We start from the raw sequence: 14,461 nt of genomic DNA, 5'->3' as shown, positions 1-14,461 counted from the left end.
ACTTGTAGGTCTCGCAGTCAAGCTCCCTTATGCCTTTGCACTCTTCGAATGATTTCCAACCATTCTGAGGGAACCTTGGGCGCCTCCGCTACGCTTTAGGAGGCGACCGCCCCAGTAAACTGTCCGCCTGACACGGTCCCTTCACCGGATTCACGGTGACAGGTTAGAACCTAGATACGATCAGGGCGGTATCCCAACGGCGCCTCCACCTAAGCTTGCGCTCAGGCTTCCTAGGCTCCCACCTATCCTGTACAGACCGTACCCAAGTTCAATATCAAGCTACAGTAAAGCTCCATGGGGTCTTTCCGTCACGTCGCGGGTAACCTGCATCTTCACAGGTACTAAAATTTCACCGGATCTCTCGTTGAGACAGCGCCCAAGTCGTTACGCCATTCGTGCGGGTCAGAATTTACCTGACAAGGAATTTCGCTACCTTAGGACCGTTATAGTTACGGCCGCCGTTTACTGGGGCTTCGGTTCACAGCTTCGGGTTGCCCCTAACCGCTCCCCTTAACCTTCCAGCACCGGGCAGGCGTCAGCCCGTATACTTCGCCTTACGGCTTCGCACAGACCTGTGTTTTTGCTAAACAGTCGCTTGGGCCTATTCACTGCGGCCCCCTCGGGCTATTCACCCTACCGAGGCACCCCTTCTCCCGAAGTTACGGGGTCATTTTGCCGAGTTCCTTAACGAGAGTTCTTCCGCGCGCCTTAGAATTCTCTTCTCGCCTACCTGTGTCGGTTTGCGGTACGGGCACCTTCTCCTGGCTAGAGGCTTTTCTCGGCAGCGTGAGCACGGAACCTTCGGTACTGTAATTTTCCCTCCCCATCACAGCTCAAGGTATTAGTGTGCGGATTTGCCTACACACACCCCTCACTGCTTGGACGAGCTATTCCATCAGCTCGCGTTCTTGCCCTCCTGCGTCCCCCCCATCGCTCGTAACGGATTACGGTGGTACAGGAATTTCAACCTGTTGTCCTTCGACTACGCCTTTCGGCCTCGCCTTAGGTCCCGACTTACCCTGAGCGGACGAACCTTCCTCAGGAACCCTTAGGCTTTCGGCGGACAGGATTCTCACCTGTCTTTTCGTTACTCATACCGGCATTCTCACTTGAATGCAGTCCACCGGTCCTCTCGGTCCGACTTCAACCCGCATTCAACGCTCCCCTACCCAAGTGCCCTTTTTTTTCTTTTCTTTTTTTGGTTTTTTTTTTCGGGGCGTTTTTTTTGATACCCCTAAACCACCTTTGGGGTTTTTTTTGACGAAATGTCCCGGTCTTCCACCAGAACAAAGTGAAGACTACGACATGCCATAGCTTCGGTGGTGTGTTTAGCCCCGTTACATTTTCGGCGCAGAGTCACTCGACCAGTGAGCTATTACGCACTCTTTAAATGGTGGCTGCTTCTAAGCCAACATCCTGGTTGTCTTCGCAACTCCACATCCTTTCCCACTTAACACACACTTGGGGACCTTAGCTGATGATCTGGGCTCTTTCCCTCTTGACGACGGATCTTAGCACTCGCCGTCTGACTCCCGAGCATACATCCATGGCATTCGGAGTTTGACTGGACTTGGTAACCCTTGGCGGGCCCCGCACCCAATCAGTGCTCTACCTCCATGATGCTAAATCTCGAGGCTAGCCCTAAAGCTATTTCGGGGAGAACCAGCTATCTCCGAGTTCGATTGGAATTTCTCCCCTACCCCCACGTCATCCCAGAGCTTTTCAACGCTCACGAGTTCGGGCCTCCAGTAAGTGTTACCTCACCTTCACCCTGCACAGGGGTAGATCACCCGGTTTCGGGTCTACGACTACGTACTAAAGCGCCCTATTCAGACTCGCTTTCGCTGCGGCTCCGTCTCTCCGACTTAACCTCGCACGTAAACGTAACTCGCCGGTTCATTCTACAAAAGGCACGCCATCACCCCTAGATCGGGCTCTGACTTCTTGTAAGCGCACGGTTTCAGGTTCTTTTTCACTCCGCTCCCGCGGTGCTTTTCACCTTTCCCTCACGGTACTGCTTCACTATCGGTCGCCAGGGAGTATTTAGCCTTGGCAGATGGTCCTGCCGGATTCCCACGGGGTTTCTCGTGTCCCGCGGTACTCGGGATCCGTCTCGGAGGGGATAGACTTTCGGCTACAGGGCTTTTACCTTCTATGCCGGACCTTTCCAGATCTCTTCGCCTAACCTATCCCTTTGTAACTCCATGTGAGACGTCCCACAACCCCTGAGAGCAAGCTCTCAGGTTTGGGCTAATCCGCTTTCGCTCGCCGCTACTGACGGAATCACTCTTGTTTTCTTCTCCTCCAGGTACTTAGATGTTTCAGTTCCCTGGGTGTGCCTCCTTATGAGCTATGGATTCACTCATAGGTGACTGGGCATGACCCCAGCCGGGTTTCCCCATTCGGACATCCCCGGATCAAAGCCTGCTTACGGCTCCCCGAGGCAATTTCGCTGTTCGCCGCGTCCTTCTTAGGCTCCTGGCGCCTAGGCATCCTCCGTGCGCCCTTAATAGCTTAACCTGTCGGCTAAACCACACAAGGCATTGCATGAGAATTTCTAATTTGCGCATTTCGTTTCGCTATCCGGTTTTCAAGGTGCAAACGAGCGATCGAAGATCGTCTCGTCCGTGCCGCAAGAGGCAGCGTTTCGCTAGAAACGCGTTCGTACGGTACGCACTGAAGGATTTCTCCTTCAAAACTGAACTCGAGCGTTAAACCAAACGGACTTCGTAATGCCCCGAAGGGCTCCTTAGAAAGGAGGTGATCCAGCCGCACCTTCCGATACGGCTACCTTGTTACGACTTCACCCCAATCATCTACCCCACCTTCGACGGCTGGCTCCCTTGCGGGTTACCCCACCGGCTTCGGGTGTTGTAAACTCTCGTGGTGTGACGGGCGGTGTGTACAAGACCCGGGAACGTATTCACCGCGGCATGCTGATCCGCGATTACTAGCAATTCCGACTTCATGCAGGCGAGTTGCAGCCTGCAATCCGAACTGAGACCGGCTTTGGTAGGATTGGCTCCGTCTCGCGACTTCGCAGCCCGTTGTACCGGCCATTGTAGTACGTGTGTAGCCCAGGTCATAAGGGGCATGATGATTTGACGTCATCCCCGCCTTCCTCCGGTTTGTCACCGGCAGTCGATCTAGAGTGCCCACCCAAAGTGCTGGCAACTAAATCCAAGGGTTGCGCTCGTTGCGGGACTTAACCCAACATCTCACGACACGAGCTGACGACAACCATGCACCACCTGTCTCCTCTGTCCCGAAGGAAAGGTCTATCTCTAGACCGGTCAGAGGGATGTCAAGACCTGGTAAGGTTCTTCGCGTTGCTTCGAATTAAACCACATACTCCACTGCTTGTGCGGGTCCCCGTCAATTCCTTTGAGTTTCAGTCTTGCGACCGTACTCCCCAGGCGGAGTGCTTAATGTGTTAACTTCGGCACCGAGGGGTGGACCCCCCCCAACACCTAGCACTCATCGTTTACGGCGTGGACTACCAGGGTATCTAATCCTGTTTGCTCCCCACGCTTTCGCGCCTCAGCGTCAGTTACAGTCCAGAGAGCCGCCTTCGCCACTGGTGTTCCTCCACATCTCTACGCATTTCACCGCTACACGTGGAATTCCGCTCTCCTCTTCTGCACTCAAGTCTCCCAGTTTCCAGTGCATCACGGGGTTGAGCCCCGCACTTAGACACCAGACTTAAAAGACCGCCTGCGCGCGCTTTACGCCCAATAATTCCGGACAACGCTTGCCCCCTACGTATTACCGCGGCTGCTGGCACGTAGTTAGCCGGGGCTTTCTTCTCAGGTACCGTCATCGAATGAGTAGTTACCTCATCCTTATTCTTCCCTGGCAACAGAGCTTTACGACCCGAAAGCCTTCCTCACTCACGCGGCGTTGCTCCATCAGGCTTGCGCCCATTGTGGAAGATTCCCTACTGCTGCCTCCCGTAGGAGTCTGGGCCGTGTCTCAGTCCCAGTGTGGCCGTTCACCCTCTCAGGTCGGCTACGCATCGTCGCCTTGGTGAGCCGTTACCCCACCAACTAGCTAATGCGCCGCAGGCCCATCCCAAAGCCACAGCTTGCACCGTGTTTCTCAGCCCGGTCATGCGACCCGGCTGCCTATCCGGTCTTAGCATTCGTTTCCGAATGTTATCCCGGTCTTCAGGGCAGGTTGCCTACGTGTTACTCACCCGTCCGCCGCTAACTCAGTTTGTAGCAAGCTACAAACTAAATCCGCTCGACTTGCATGTATTAGGCACGCCGCCAGCGTTCGTCCTGAGCCAGGATCAAACTCTCCATAATAGCGTTTTTGACGAAAGACGTTTCGTTAGAAACGACGATAGTCAAAAGACGCACAGGTAGTTCGACTTGCTCATGATAAAGCTGGTATAACTTTTGCTTCAGCCCCGAAAGGCTTCAGCGTCCGTTTGTTTTAACGCTCGATGTTCAGTTTTCAAGGAGCAATCTTTTAAAGCTTGTCCGCTTCGTTTCCGAAGCAGGAATTACATCTTATCAATTCGATTGGCTTTCCGCAATGATCAATTTTTTCCATTTCCCTATTCTTCATTCGTTTAAGGGAACTGTACTGCATGTAAGGACCTGCGGGATACTTATGATATCATTCACGCATCGCGAATGCCACATTCAAATGTTGGATCGATTTCCATGACAGAAAACGAAGCTTATGGATTGCAGCTCTCCAAAATGAAACGAGGTAAGTTTACACTAGCTTACCCCGCTTATCTTCTAGAAGCAGCACCAGACCCTTGTCGGTGTCGACAGCTTCGATCAGGACGATTATGGTACGACCGAGGTCTTTGCCGCTTTGAGCCAAAAATCGTCAGACGCCGCTCCACGCCGATAGATCATGATGGAAAGAAGGCACTTGCTCCGGACCCTGGTACGCGGAATATCCCCCCATCGACGTAAAGTACCGTACCCGTAATGTAGTCCGCTTTGGAGGAGCACAGAAACAGAACGGCGTCGGCGATATTCTCCGGCGTGCCTAGGCGCGCTTGCGGCGTTCTCCGCACCATATCGTCTTCCTTCAAGATACCGGCGACGAACGCCTGATTTAATCCATCTGTTCGAATATAGCCGGGGGCGACGGCATTCACCCGAATCCCGTCTAGCGCCCATTCGCAGGCGAGCGTCCGGGTGAAGCTATCCACCGCCGCTTTGGAGGACGCATACGGAAGGCGCCGGCTGACCCCGCCCGTGCCAAGAATGGAGGAGATATTCACCACCGAACCGGCCCTCTGTTTCAGCATCCATTTACCGGCTGCCCTCGCGCACAAAAACATCGATTTGACGTTCGTATCGTAAATAAAATCCCATTCATCCTCGGTAAAATGAACCGTAGGTTTACGGATCGTCGTGCCGACATTGTTAATGAGTACATCAAGTCGGCCGTATACCCGATGGATCTCCGAAAAAAGGCGTTCCACATCCGCGGCGGACGAAACATCCGTCCGAATGCTCATTGCCGTTCCTCCCATGTCTTCGATCTCGCGCGCCGCTGTTTCCGCAGCGCCGCCATCAATATCCGAGATCACGACGGATGCGCCTTCCCTGGCGAACGCGAACGCAACGGCCTTCCCGATTCCGTTGCCAGAACCGGTTACAAGAACGACTCGATCTGCAAATTCCAACTTAATCATCCTTTCGATACGTTTGGCGATTCCTTCAGGTTCTTAGGAAAAACCGCGTGCTGGATCCGCCATCGACGGTTAACACTTGCCCGGTCACGAAGTTCGAGTCCGAGGATGCGAAAAACGCGGCGACCTTGGCCACGTCGTCCGGGTAACCGATCCGGCCGAGCGGAATCTGTTCGCCGATCGCTACCGGATCGTGCCCCGGATCCTCGTGAAATTTCTCTACGTCCGTGGCTCCCGGAGCGATCGCATTGACCTGGATGTTGTATCGTGCCAGGTCGAGCGCAAGCTGCCGGGTCATGGCGTTAATGCCGCCTTTGGATGCCGCATAGGCAGAATACTTCGGCATCGTCGTATTTCCGTGAACGGAGCTGATGAAAATGATCTTTCCCCCGCCCTTCTTGACCATGTCTCTCGCGCAAGCTTGAGCGCAAAAGAAGCCGCCCTTCAGGTTCGTGTCCAGCACCTGATCCCAGCGTTCTTCGGTGACTTCGAAAAAATCGAAAGTCGGATCGATGGCCGAGTTGTTGACCAGAATATCGACGCCGCCCCATTGCTCGCGGATGGCCTCCATCATCCCGTCGATCTGCCTGACCTCGGAGAGGTCCGCCCGAAGGAGCAGCGCTCTTCTGCCCATGGAGCGGATCTTTTCCGCCGCTTCGACGGCCTGGCGTTCACTGCTGCGATAATGGATGACGACGTCGGCGCCTTCCTTGGCCATTTCCAGCGCGATTCCACGTCCGATGCCTCTTCCCGCTCCCGTGACGAGCGCGACTTTTCCTTGCAGCTTCATCGAGCAGCGCCTCTTTCTACATCAAATGGAGTCATGGATCGTCACGTAAGACTTGCCCCACTCCCGAATGCGCTGATCGTATACGGGGTTGGCGCCTTCCTCCGGATGCTTGGGCCAAACCGTAAAAATGACCAATTCCTCCGTATCGCTCTTATTGGCAATGGCGTGGTAGGAGCCGCCCGGAATGAACGCGACGTCGCCTGGCAGCAGATCGTACTCCTGACCATCGAGACGCACCATTCCTTGGCCTTTTATGACCAAGTAAAATTCGTCATAGTCGGTCGGGTGATTATGATCGGGATGACTGGCTCCCGGCGCCACGATTCCCATGTTGATCTGGGTATTATGCGTATCCGAATTCGTACGGTCGATGAGCATTTTGGACGCGTACGTTTCGTCGACGAACAACGTTTTCACTTCGGATGCGCGGATCACGTTTGCTTTACGCATGGGTCATTCACTCCTTATTCGTCATTAAAATTTGTTCACGATCGAGGGGACGGGCCGGCCTTCCAGATAATCCATCATGCGAACGGCAAGAAAATCCCTTAACCGGTTCTCGGATTGCTCAGAGTACCAGGCCGCGTGTCCGGTAACGAGCGCCATAGGGTGATGGAGCAAAGGGTGATTCCTTTCCGGCGGTTCCGTTTCCATGACGTCCAGCGCCGCGAAGGACACGATGCCTTCGTCCAATGCGACGAGCAAGTCGCGTTCGTCGACGATCGGCCCCCGCGAGACGTTGACGATGGCCGGCTGCTTCCGCATGCGGGCGAACGTTTCGGCGCGGAACATGCGCCGGGTTTGTGCCGTCAGCGGACAATGGATCGTGATGATATCGGACCGTGCAAGCAGTTGATCGAATCCGGTCATTTCCGCGTTCTTCGGCAGATGCGCATGGGCGAGGTAGGGATCGCAAATCAAAATTTTGCAGCCGAATGGGGCCATCATCTCGATTACTTTCATGCCGATTCGCCCGGTTCCGACGACGCCGAGCGTCGTCTCTTTGATCGCGCGAATCGGCTTGAGCGCTTGCACTTTGCCCCAGTCGCCTTGTCTAGGCAACGACGAAGCGATCTGCAATTTTCGGTTGGCCGCAAAAATGAAGCTGACCGCATGCTCCGCGACTTCGTCGACGCAATAATCCGGCACGTTGATAACCGCTATTCTCCGCCTGGATGCGGCTTCGAGATCGATATTGTCGACGCCGACGCCGTATCGTCCGATCACTTTTAAAAACGGCAGACGGTCCAATAATTCATCCGAGACTTGTTCGAGATTCACGATCAACCCTTCGACATCCGTTAGCGCGGCCGCAAGAGCCAGCGGGTCGTCGCCTTCATAATAGTCGGCTTGATAACCGGCGGGCTCGAACAGTTCTCGTTCCCTGCGGTCGCCGAAAATACCCGCACCCCATATCGCAAGCTTTCTCACTTCCCGCTCTCCTCTCCCGCGTGGTTCTTCCAAAGCGCAACTCGCAAATAAAATATACAACACATTTAATTTGTATACAATATTAAAATATAGTATTCAAAATATCTGTGTTGAATTCAATCCGCCTACCGAAGTACAATCCTTTTATGGTGAAAATTTTGAGCGGGAGAGGGTTAGGAAATGAGCAAAGTAGACGATCCGCTTGCGCGTTCGCTTCAGGCGAAGGAGATCGTGAAGCGGCTGAGGACCGATATCATTCTCGGCGAATACAAATCCGGTTCCCGATTGATCGAATCGAAAGTCGCAGATCGGCTCGGCTGCAGTCGGGCGCCGATCCGGACGGCTTTCCAATTGCTTTCGCAAGAGGGGCTGGTGCTGAACCTATCGAACGGCGGCACCGAGGTCATCGGCTTCACGTCCAAACAAGCCCGTGATTTATTCGAGCTGCGTCTGCTGCTCGAGCAAAAAGCGCTCGAACAAATATTGGCCAATCGTTCCTTCCACTTCCGTCCGCTTTTGGAATCCATGGAACACCTGGAACAACGTCTGTCCGTCCCCGAGATCGCGCCTTCGAGCGCGGAGACATCCATTCTCGACATCCAATTTCACCGCAGTCTGGTGATGATGGCCGACAACAGCCCCCTGCTGGCGGCATGGAATACGATGGCGAACGTGTTCCAGGCGATATTGGAAATCACGAATATGACCAGCGCGACCTACCGGCAATTTTACGAAAGCCACCGCCGGTTGGCGGACTTGGTCATCCAAAGGAATCCCGACGCAGCGGACGAGCTGACTCGGCATATCGTGAATGCAAAAGAGATTATCATCGCTCGGCTGGAACAGAACATGAAATCGTAAGCCGCATCGCCATCTTTCCTGAGCGGTTACAAAAATCGGCTTCTTTTGCGGTAAGCCCCGGGCTGCAGACCCGTATTCGTTTTAAACCATTTGCAAAAATGATGAACGCTGCCGAACTTCATCCGCTCGGCGATCGCGGTGGAGCTAAGCTCCGTCTCTTCGAGCAATCGTTGGACTTGGGCCAATCTCGCCTGATTATGATAGTCGCGCGGAGATTGCCCGAAACATTGCTTAAACAAACGGGAAATATAATCGTGGCCGTATGGCAGCCCTTCCGTTATCCATTCGGTCCGATAGCTCTCCATTGCCTTGTTCTGCAAGCTTTCTTTTACGCGGAGGATTCGTTTGTCCTGCGGCATCGCCGTAGACGGCTTGTCGATAACCCATCGTGCGACTCTGGCCAGAAGCTCGGTGATCAGTCCCCTTAACACCAGGGCGCTCAGCGTCCGGTTCCCCCCGATACTCCTCGACCAGCCGTTCGAAGTAGGGCAGCGGCCAAGCGCCCGTCTCCATTCTTGCGGGGAACGGGACGGAGACATCGGGGTTTGTTTTTTCGAAGCGATCCCAATCCACGTCTTGGATCATGCGCAGCACATCGTCTAGGCCGGCGTGTCCGGCATAACCGAAATGCAATCCATACAACACCAGCGGATCGTCGTCGCTCGAGCGGAACCAATGCGGCTGACCGGGACCGTAGGCGAACAAACAACCGGAATAGACGCGGTACGATTGGCCGCCGATCCGCGCGCTGCCTTTTCCGCTCCTCACGAAGATCCATTGGTAATCCCCGATCGTCCGCGGCCCGAAGGATTCGCCCGGACTGCTGACCCACCGATTCGCAAAATGAACGACCGGCTGCGCGTTTTCGACAGCCTTGATGAACGATTCCAACCGTGGACCCCTCCCTTCTTCCATTCCGGTAAATGACAAACCTGTGCGCTGCCATCTAAATGATTTTGGCGTTCCCGATGCTATGATGACAACATCAAGAGAGGAGGAACACACCCAATGAATATCGCAATGGACAACGATCGAAAACCCGTCTCCGGCACGTTCGCGGACGCAAGCCCGCTCCTTGGCCAACCCGATCGACTGCGCGCCAGGGCAAACGAAGATGGCGTTCTGTTCTTCAAAGGCCTTCTCCCGCGCGCTCGCGTGCTCGAAGTTCGCCGGGGCGTCTTGGACATCTTGGACAGCTTCGGCGTGATGGATTCGAAGTTCCCGTTGATGGACGGGATGGCCGACGTCGAAGCTGTCAATCGGTATTCTTCGGAAGAGCTGCAATGGAACGGCGTAGGCGTCACGTTGGAGATGTACCACCGGATTCAAAAGCTCGAAGCGTTTCATGCCTTGGCGCACTCACCGGAAATCCTGGCGATCTTCTCCACCCTGTTCGATGAAAAGCCGTTCCCGCATCCGCGGAATATCGGCCGGGTCATGCTTCCGCATCGCGAGGCGAAAGTTACGCCCTCCCATCAGGACTTCCTTCATATCCAGGGCGCGTCTAACACCTGGACTTGCTGGATGCCGCTGGGCGACGTGTCGAGACAACTGGGCGGCTTGGCCGTGCTCAAAGGAAGCCATCAAGCCGGGCTGCTCGGCGTATCGAGCAATCCTGGAGCCGGCGGACTGGAATCGATCCTGTGCGGACTCGATTACGACTGGCAGACGATCGATTACGAGGCCGGAGACGTGCTCGTTTTTCACAGCCACACCGTTCACAAATCGATGCCGAACCAGATCCCGGGTCAAATCCGGCTATCGTGCGATTACCGCTATCAGCCGGTTAGCGAAGTCATTGAACCTTCTTCTTTGATGCCCCATGGCCCTTATGAATGGGATGAGCTCTACGAGGGCTGGGCCAACGAGGAGCTGAAACATTATTGGGAGAGCCATGAATTCCGGTTCACGGAATTCGACCACGCGATCCGATGGCAAAAAGAAAAAATATGCTGATTGCTGAGAAGCTGCGAACCGAAAATTCGGCGTCGCAGCTTCTGTCTGCGCTTACAACAGAATCGGTTTCAGTATTGGCGTCAAGGCGTCGCTAAGCCATCCCCTCTTCTGCGGACAGCTGCAAGCGCATTTTCAACTCCCGTTTTGGGTTCGGAAAATGCAGCTTATCGCCGCTGATGGTTCCCTTCCATTCCGGATCTTGACCGTCGCGAATATGATCTTCCCCATACAGCATGTGAACCTTTCGGATGGCGTAGCCGTTCTTCAACACGATCGTGACATCGATCGCTTGAATCCCATCCGGGAGCTGAGCTTCGACCTGCATCGTATCAAGCGAGCTTCTGATTACCTTAAATGAAAGCTCTCCGAGATAGGTCGCTACCCGGTTCACTTCGATCCGCTTCCCTGGATCCAGCCATTCTGCAGGCGCACAGGGCAGCAGCTTCATCGTACGATCTTCCAGCATGTAAAGCGAATTCAGAATCATCTCCATAACGCGGCCGTTGCCGCTTCCGTTCGGCTGCCAGGGCGACAGCCAAGGCAGCTGCGGACAATAGCGTTCATGGACGTGAAGGGTGTCCAGCGTCGTCGAAAAGGCCATCGTCGAATAAAAATAGCGAAGCGCCTTCTCCCGTTCTCCGCGCAGGGACCATACCCGATGCCAGATCCGCTCCGCCTGGTTGACGTAGTATAAGTCGATCGGCGAGCCCGCATATTGCTCCTGAAGCTTGCCAAGCACCGCGTCTTCCATTTCAGGCAATTTCACCGCGAACAAGTCGCCCATGGAAAAATAGCGGCGCATATAATACTCGATCTCCGGAACGATTGAATCTTCTGCGCCGATGATACCCGTGTCCAACAGGCAGGCTGGTCCGTCGATCGCATATACGGCCTTCCTATCCCCCGGCTTCGTATACGCTTCATTAGAAATCCACCGGATCTGCTCGCCTGGGGGATACGAAAAGGTGGCCCGCCTAACCGCCGCTTCCAGACATGCCCGATAATCCTGCGCTTCCGCCGTGTAAATCGCCTCGTCCGTATAGCCCCAATCCTTCAGCGCGAGCGCCGTCAGATGCAGGCCATGCCACGTATGCGCGTCCGAGAAAAAGAAATGCCCTTGATCCGGCCAATCGTGAACGCGTCCTTTCGGCAGCAGGCCGTAGTGCGCCGCTCTCGTGCCGTCTTCTTGAACGATCTTGGTCGCGCTGCGTTCCTTTTTTGATCCACTCGCAAGCTTGAACGATAGCCGGCAGATGCTCGCCGAACCACGATCGATCCTTCGTCGTCAAGTAATAATCCGCCAGCAGCCCAAGTACCGCTCCCGTCTCGCACATCCAGAAAATATGCGCCCGAAAGGAACCATCGGGAGACACGATGTCCCCGGCAGGCCCCTTGCTGCCGGCCTGCGTGCTTAAAAAATACTGAAGCGTTTTTTTAACCGTATCCCCGTAGCCAAGCCGATTCAGCATTTTCAAATAGCCGGATACTTCCCAGGAATACACGGCCGTATATTCGTTGAACCCGCCCTGTCCGGGCAGCGCGGATCCATCCGCCCTCTCCGCGATCAACTGCAAGGCGTTGGCTTGGGCCGTATCGAATATATCCTGAATCATCGGCTCCGGTACTTGAATGTTTGCTTTGCCCATTAGCGCCAAGTTCCATATCTGCCGGCCTTGTTCAATCGCCGTTGCTTCATCTAAGAAGCTCTCATTTTGAATGGAAGCCATTTCATTCGTTCTTCCGGTGACCGTATCGAAAATTTCGATATGGATTTTCTTTGTCTCACCGGGAGCAAGCTCCATATTAAATTGAAGAATGTTGGCGAATTCGCCGGCTTGTGCCTCATACGACACGTTCGTGCGAGGCGCCGCGTCATACCGGAGGATCGCAACGCCCCGCCCATCGCGAAGGAGCCCGCTGAAGGACCCGGTTGCCAGATGCTCAAGCGCCATTCCCTTCAACCATGGCGCAAGGACTTGATCGTAAGGGACATAATCTTCGTTGATATCGACATAAAAGCGCTCATGCATGTCTTCAACGCTCGCAAAATACCAATCCGCCGATCTGGCGCGGGTCGGATGCAAATTGGCTATCGACAGATAGAGATGGACGCGGGCGCCGCCATCCGGCTCCGGTACGGTCAAGCTCGTTAATCGATGGTCAAAGCCGGATTGCGGCAGCGATGAGAATAAAATCGGTTCCTTAGGAGACAAGTACGCTTGCTCTACGTTGCGAAAATCGAAAAATTGCGGAGGCCCGCCTGCTGTCGCGCTTAGAAAAAAGCCGTGTCCTCTTCGGAATTGGCCTTTCCGTGCCAATGCATCCTTTACGATTAGCGTTAAATCCGGTCTGACTTCTACCAACGAATCGGCCAATGGCGGATGAATATAAATTCGTTTGGAGCGCGTCCTAGGGTACCGCCCCGATATTTGCGACCAATTGGGTTCGTGCGGACGGGCAAGCGTCATTTCTATTCCCTCGTTGTATAAGTATTCGGTCTTGGGATTCGTCGGGACGAAGCCGTTCATGCGACCGCCTCCATGGGTTAGAGCAATTGGCCGATCCGCGGCTGGAATTGCGGGTCCTGCGGATCGTAGAACACCATCTCGCGTTCGAAATTCGCGCCGAAACGGTCCAGCTTCGCGATGTCCAGATCGATGCCGAAGCCGGGGCGGTCCGGAACCGTTATTTTCCCGTCGTTGAAAACCAGCTCCTCGCGCAGCAGGTCGCCCGTCATGAACTTCAGATGCGTGTCGTTCGCAAACGGGAAGTTCCGCGAGGAAGCGACCATATGCACGTTGCCCAGCGTCCCGATGCCCGTCTCCGCCCAGCTTCCCGTAGCGCACCAGACGCCGGCGTGGTTGGCCAGGTCGACGATCTGCCTGGCCTTCAGGATGCCGCCGGCTTCGGACGGATAGACGAGGAAGCAGGCGCAGGCGCGCTTGTCGATCAGACGCAGCGCATCTTCATAGGTGGCGCAGCCTTCGTCCGCGATGATCGGCACGTCGACGGCGCGCGCGACGGCGGCCATGCCGTCCACGTCGTCGAATCGCGTCGGCTGCTCGACCATTTGCAGATCGTACTTCTCCATCTTGCGGATCGCCTTGATCGCGGTCGGCACGCTCCAGTTCTGATTGGCGTCGATGCGAATCTTCATCGCCGGCCCGACCGCCTCGCGCACGGCTTTGACCCGCTTCGTATCCAGGTCGATGTCGCGGCCGACCTTCAGCTTCAATTCCGTGTAGCCGGCGGCGGCGAACTTGCGCGCTTCCTCGGCATTGACTTCGGGTTTGTCGATGAAGATGTAACCCGAGAACGCCACTTCCTGCTTCACCTTGCCTCCTAACAGATTGTAGACGGGCGTGTTCAGGATTTTGCCGCGAAGGTCGAGGAGCGCCATCTCGATGCCGGCCAAGCCGTAGTTGCCGATCTGCTTCCAGTTGACGCAATATTCCTCGAGTCGGTGAAGAATCGATTCCAGCTCCATTGGATCGCGGCCGATGACGAACGGAGCGAATTCCTTGTCTACGACCGATTGGATGACCGGAATCGTCGGTCCGACCGACTCGCCGATCCCGATCAAGCCTTCGTCCGTCTCGATCTGCACGATCAGCGAAGGCGCGCTGTACCTTGTCCCCCCGGACCATTTTTCGCCTTTGAAAAAGGGGATTTTGATGGCTTTCGTATGGACGGCGACGATTTTCATTGTGATTTCCTCCCTATTCGTGATTGAGGACAGCCTTTCTTGAGGCGCATGGGTC

General features: G+C 55.0%; 11 protein-coding genes and 2 rRNA genes. 2 read left to right on the top strand and 11 right to left on the bottom strand.

All coding sequences use genetic code 11. The features are described 5' to 3' along the window. The 6 genes from OMP38_RS25990 to OMP38_RS25965 all read right to left on the bottom strand — a co-directional run. Window positions 1–2,520: ribosomal RNA gene (locus tag OMP38_RS25990) — 23S ribosomal RNA — on the bottom strand; the annotation flags it as partial. A gap of 233 nt (window positions 2,521–2,753) precedes the next feature. Then, window positions 2,754–4,307, bottom strand: a 16S ribosomal RNA gene (locus OMP38_RS25985). A 563-nt stretch (window positions 4,308–4,870) separates the two neighbouring features. Continuing rightward, complete coding sequence (locus OMP38_RS25980) at window positions 4,871–5,656, bottom strand: SDR family NAD(P)-dependent oxidoreductase (protein WP_277567606.1); 786 nt, start codon at window positions 5,654–5,656, stop codon at window positions 4,871–4,873. 34 nt (window positions 5,657–5,690) lie between these two features. Next, a complete protein-coding gene (locus OMP38_RS25975) occupies window positions 5,691–6,452 on the bottom strand; it encodes an SDR family NAD(P)-dependent oxidoreductase (RefSeq protein ID WP_277567605.1) in 762 nt (253 codons plus the stop codon). Between the two features lie 21 nt (window positions 6,453–6,473). Continuing rightward, complete coding sequence (locus OMP38_RS25970) at window positions 6,474–6,902, bottom strand: cupin domain-containing protein (protein ID WP_277567604.1); 429 nt, start codon at window positions 6,900–6,902, stop codon at window positions 6,474–6,476. A gap of 24 nt (window positions 6,903–6,926) precedes the next feature. Beyond that, window positions 6,927–7,883, bottom strand: coding sequence for a C-terminal binding protein (locus OMP38_RS25965; protein ID WP_277567603.1), 957 nt, complete (start codon window positions 7,881–7,883; stop codon window positions 6,927–6,929). 180 nt (window positions 7,884–8,063) lie between these two features. Here OMP38_RS25965 and OMP38_RS25960 point away from each other — a divergent pair, with 180 nt between their 5' ends. After that, window positions 8,064–8,744 carry a GntR family transcriptional regulator gene (locus OMP38_RS25960; protein WP_277567602.1) on the top strand — a complete coding sequence of 227 codons (681 nt, stop codon included), beginning with the start codon at window positions 8,064–8,066 and terminating at the stop codon, window positions 8,742–8,744. 26 nt (window positions 8,745–8,770) lie between these two features. Here OMP38_RS25960 and OMP38_RS25955 read toward each other — a convergent pair whose 3' ends face one another. Together OMP38_RS25955 and OMP38_RS25950 are read right to left on the bottom strand one after the other, a co-directional pair. Beyond that, a complete protein-coding gene (locus OMP38_RS25955; protein ID WP_277567601.1) occupies window positions 8,771–9,049 on the bottom strand; it encodes a helix-turn-helix domain-containing protein in 279 nt (92 codons plus the stop codon). Next, window positions 8,976–9,635: an AraC family ligand binding domain-containing protein gene (locus tag OMP38_RS25950; protein ID WP_277567600.1), complete on the bottom strand. Its 660-nt coding sequence runs from the start codon at window positions 9,633–9,635 to the stop codon at window positions 8,976–8,978. Before OMP38_RS25950 ends, OMP38_RS25955 begins: the two co-directional genes overlap by 74 nt. 117 nt (window positions 9,636–9,752) lie before the next feature. On the opposite strand from OMP38_RS25950, the gene OMP38_RS25945 reads away from it, so the two are divergent. Continuing rightward, complete coding sequence (locus OMP38_RS25945; RefSeq protein WP_277567599.1) at window positions 9,753–10,700, top strand: phytanoyl-CoA dioxygenase family protein; 948 nt, start codon at window positions 9,753–9,755, stop codon at window positions 10,698–10,700. Between the two features lie 91 nt (window positions 10,701–10,791). Here the strand turns inward: OMP38_RS25945 and OMP38_RS25940 are convergent, their stop codons facing one another. The 3 genes from OMP38_RS25940 to OMP38_RS25930 form a co-directional block, all read right to left on the bottom strand. Further along, window positions 10,792–11,559 (bottom strand): hypothetical protein, encoded by a 768-nt coding sequence (locus tag OMP38_RS25940; protein WP_277567598.1) that lies wholly within the window; start codon window positions 11,557–11,559, stop codon window positions 10,792–10,794. A gap of 115 nt (window positions 11,560–11,674) precedes the next feature. Beyond that, a complete protein-coding gene (locus OMP38_RS25935; RefSeq protein ID WP_277567597.1) occupies window positions 11,675–13,018 on the bottom strand; it encodes a hypothetical protein in 1,344 nt (447 codons plus the stop codon). Between the two features lie 227 nt (window positions 13,019–13,245). Beyond that, window positions 13,246–14,406, bottom strand: a complete 1,161-nt coding sequence (locus OMP38_RS25930; protein WP_277567596.1) for a mandelate racemase/muconate lactonizing enzyme family protein — start codon at window positions 14,404–14,406, stop codon at window positions 13,246–13,248. Between the last annotated feature and the right edge of the window lie 55 nt (window positions 14,407–14,461).

The sequence above is a fragment of the Cohnella ginsengisoli genome, assembly GCF_029525555.1.
In the GTDB taxonomy this organism is placed as follows: domain Bacteria; phylum Bacillota; class Bacilli; order Paenibacillales; family Paenibacillaceae; genus Cohnella; species Cohnella ginsengisoli.
The sequence above is the reverse complement of the archived record's forward strand: the minus strand, read 5'-3'. Positions and strand labels throughout refer to the sequence as shown.

Bases quoted from the DNA above. Each gene is read 5' to 3' on its own strand.
- OMP38_RS25975 (WP_277567605.1), bottom strand. From the start codon at position 6,452: ATGAAGCTGCAAGGAAAAGTCGCGCTCGTCACGGGAGCGGGAAGAGGC.
- OMP38_RS25945 (WP_277567599.1), top strand. From the start codon at position 9,753: ATGAATATCGCAATGGACAACGATCGAAAACCCGTCTCCGGCACGTTC.
- OMP38_RS25960 (WP_277567602.1), top strand. From the start codon at position 8,064: ATGAGCAAAGTAGACGATCCGCTTGCGCGTTCGCTTCAGGCGAAGGAG.
- OMP38_RS25955 (WP_277567601.1), bottom strand. From the start codon at position 9,049: ATGGAGAGCTATCGGACCGAATGGATAACGGAAGGGCTGCCATACGGC.
- OMP38_RS25970 (WP_277567604.1), bottom strand. From the start codon at position 6,902: ATGCGTAAAGCAAACGTGATCCGCGCATCCGAAGTGAAAACGTTGTTC.
- OMP38_RS25930 (WP_277567596.1), bottom strand. From the start codon at position 14,406: ATGAAAATCGTCGCCGTCCATACGAAAGCCATCAAAATCCCCTTTTTC.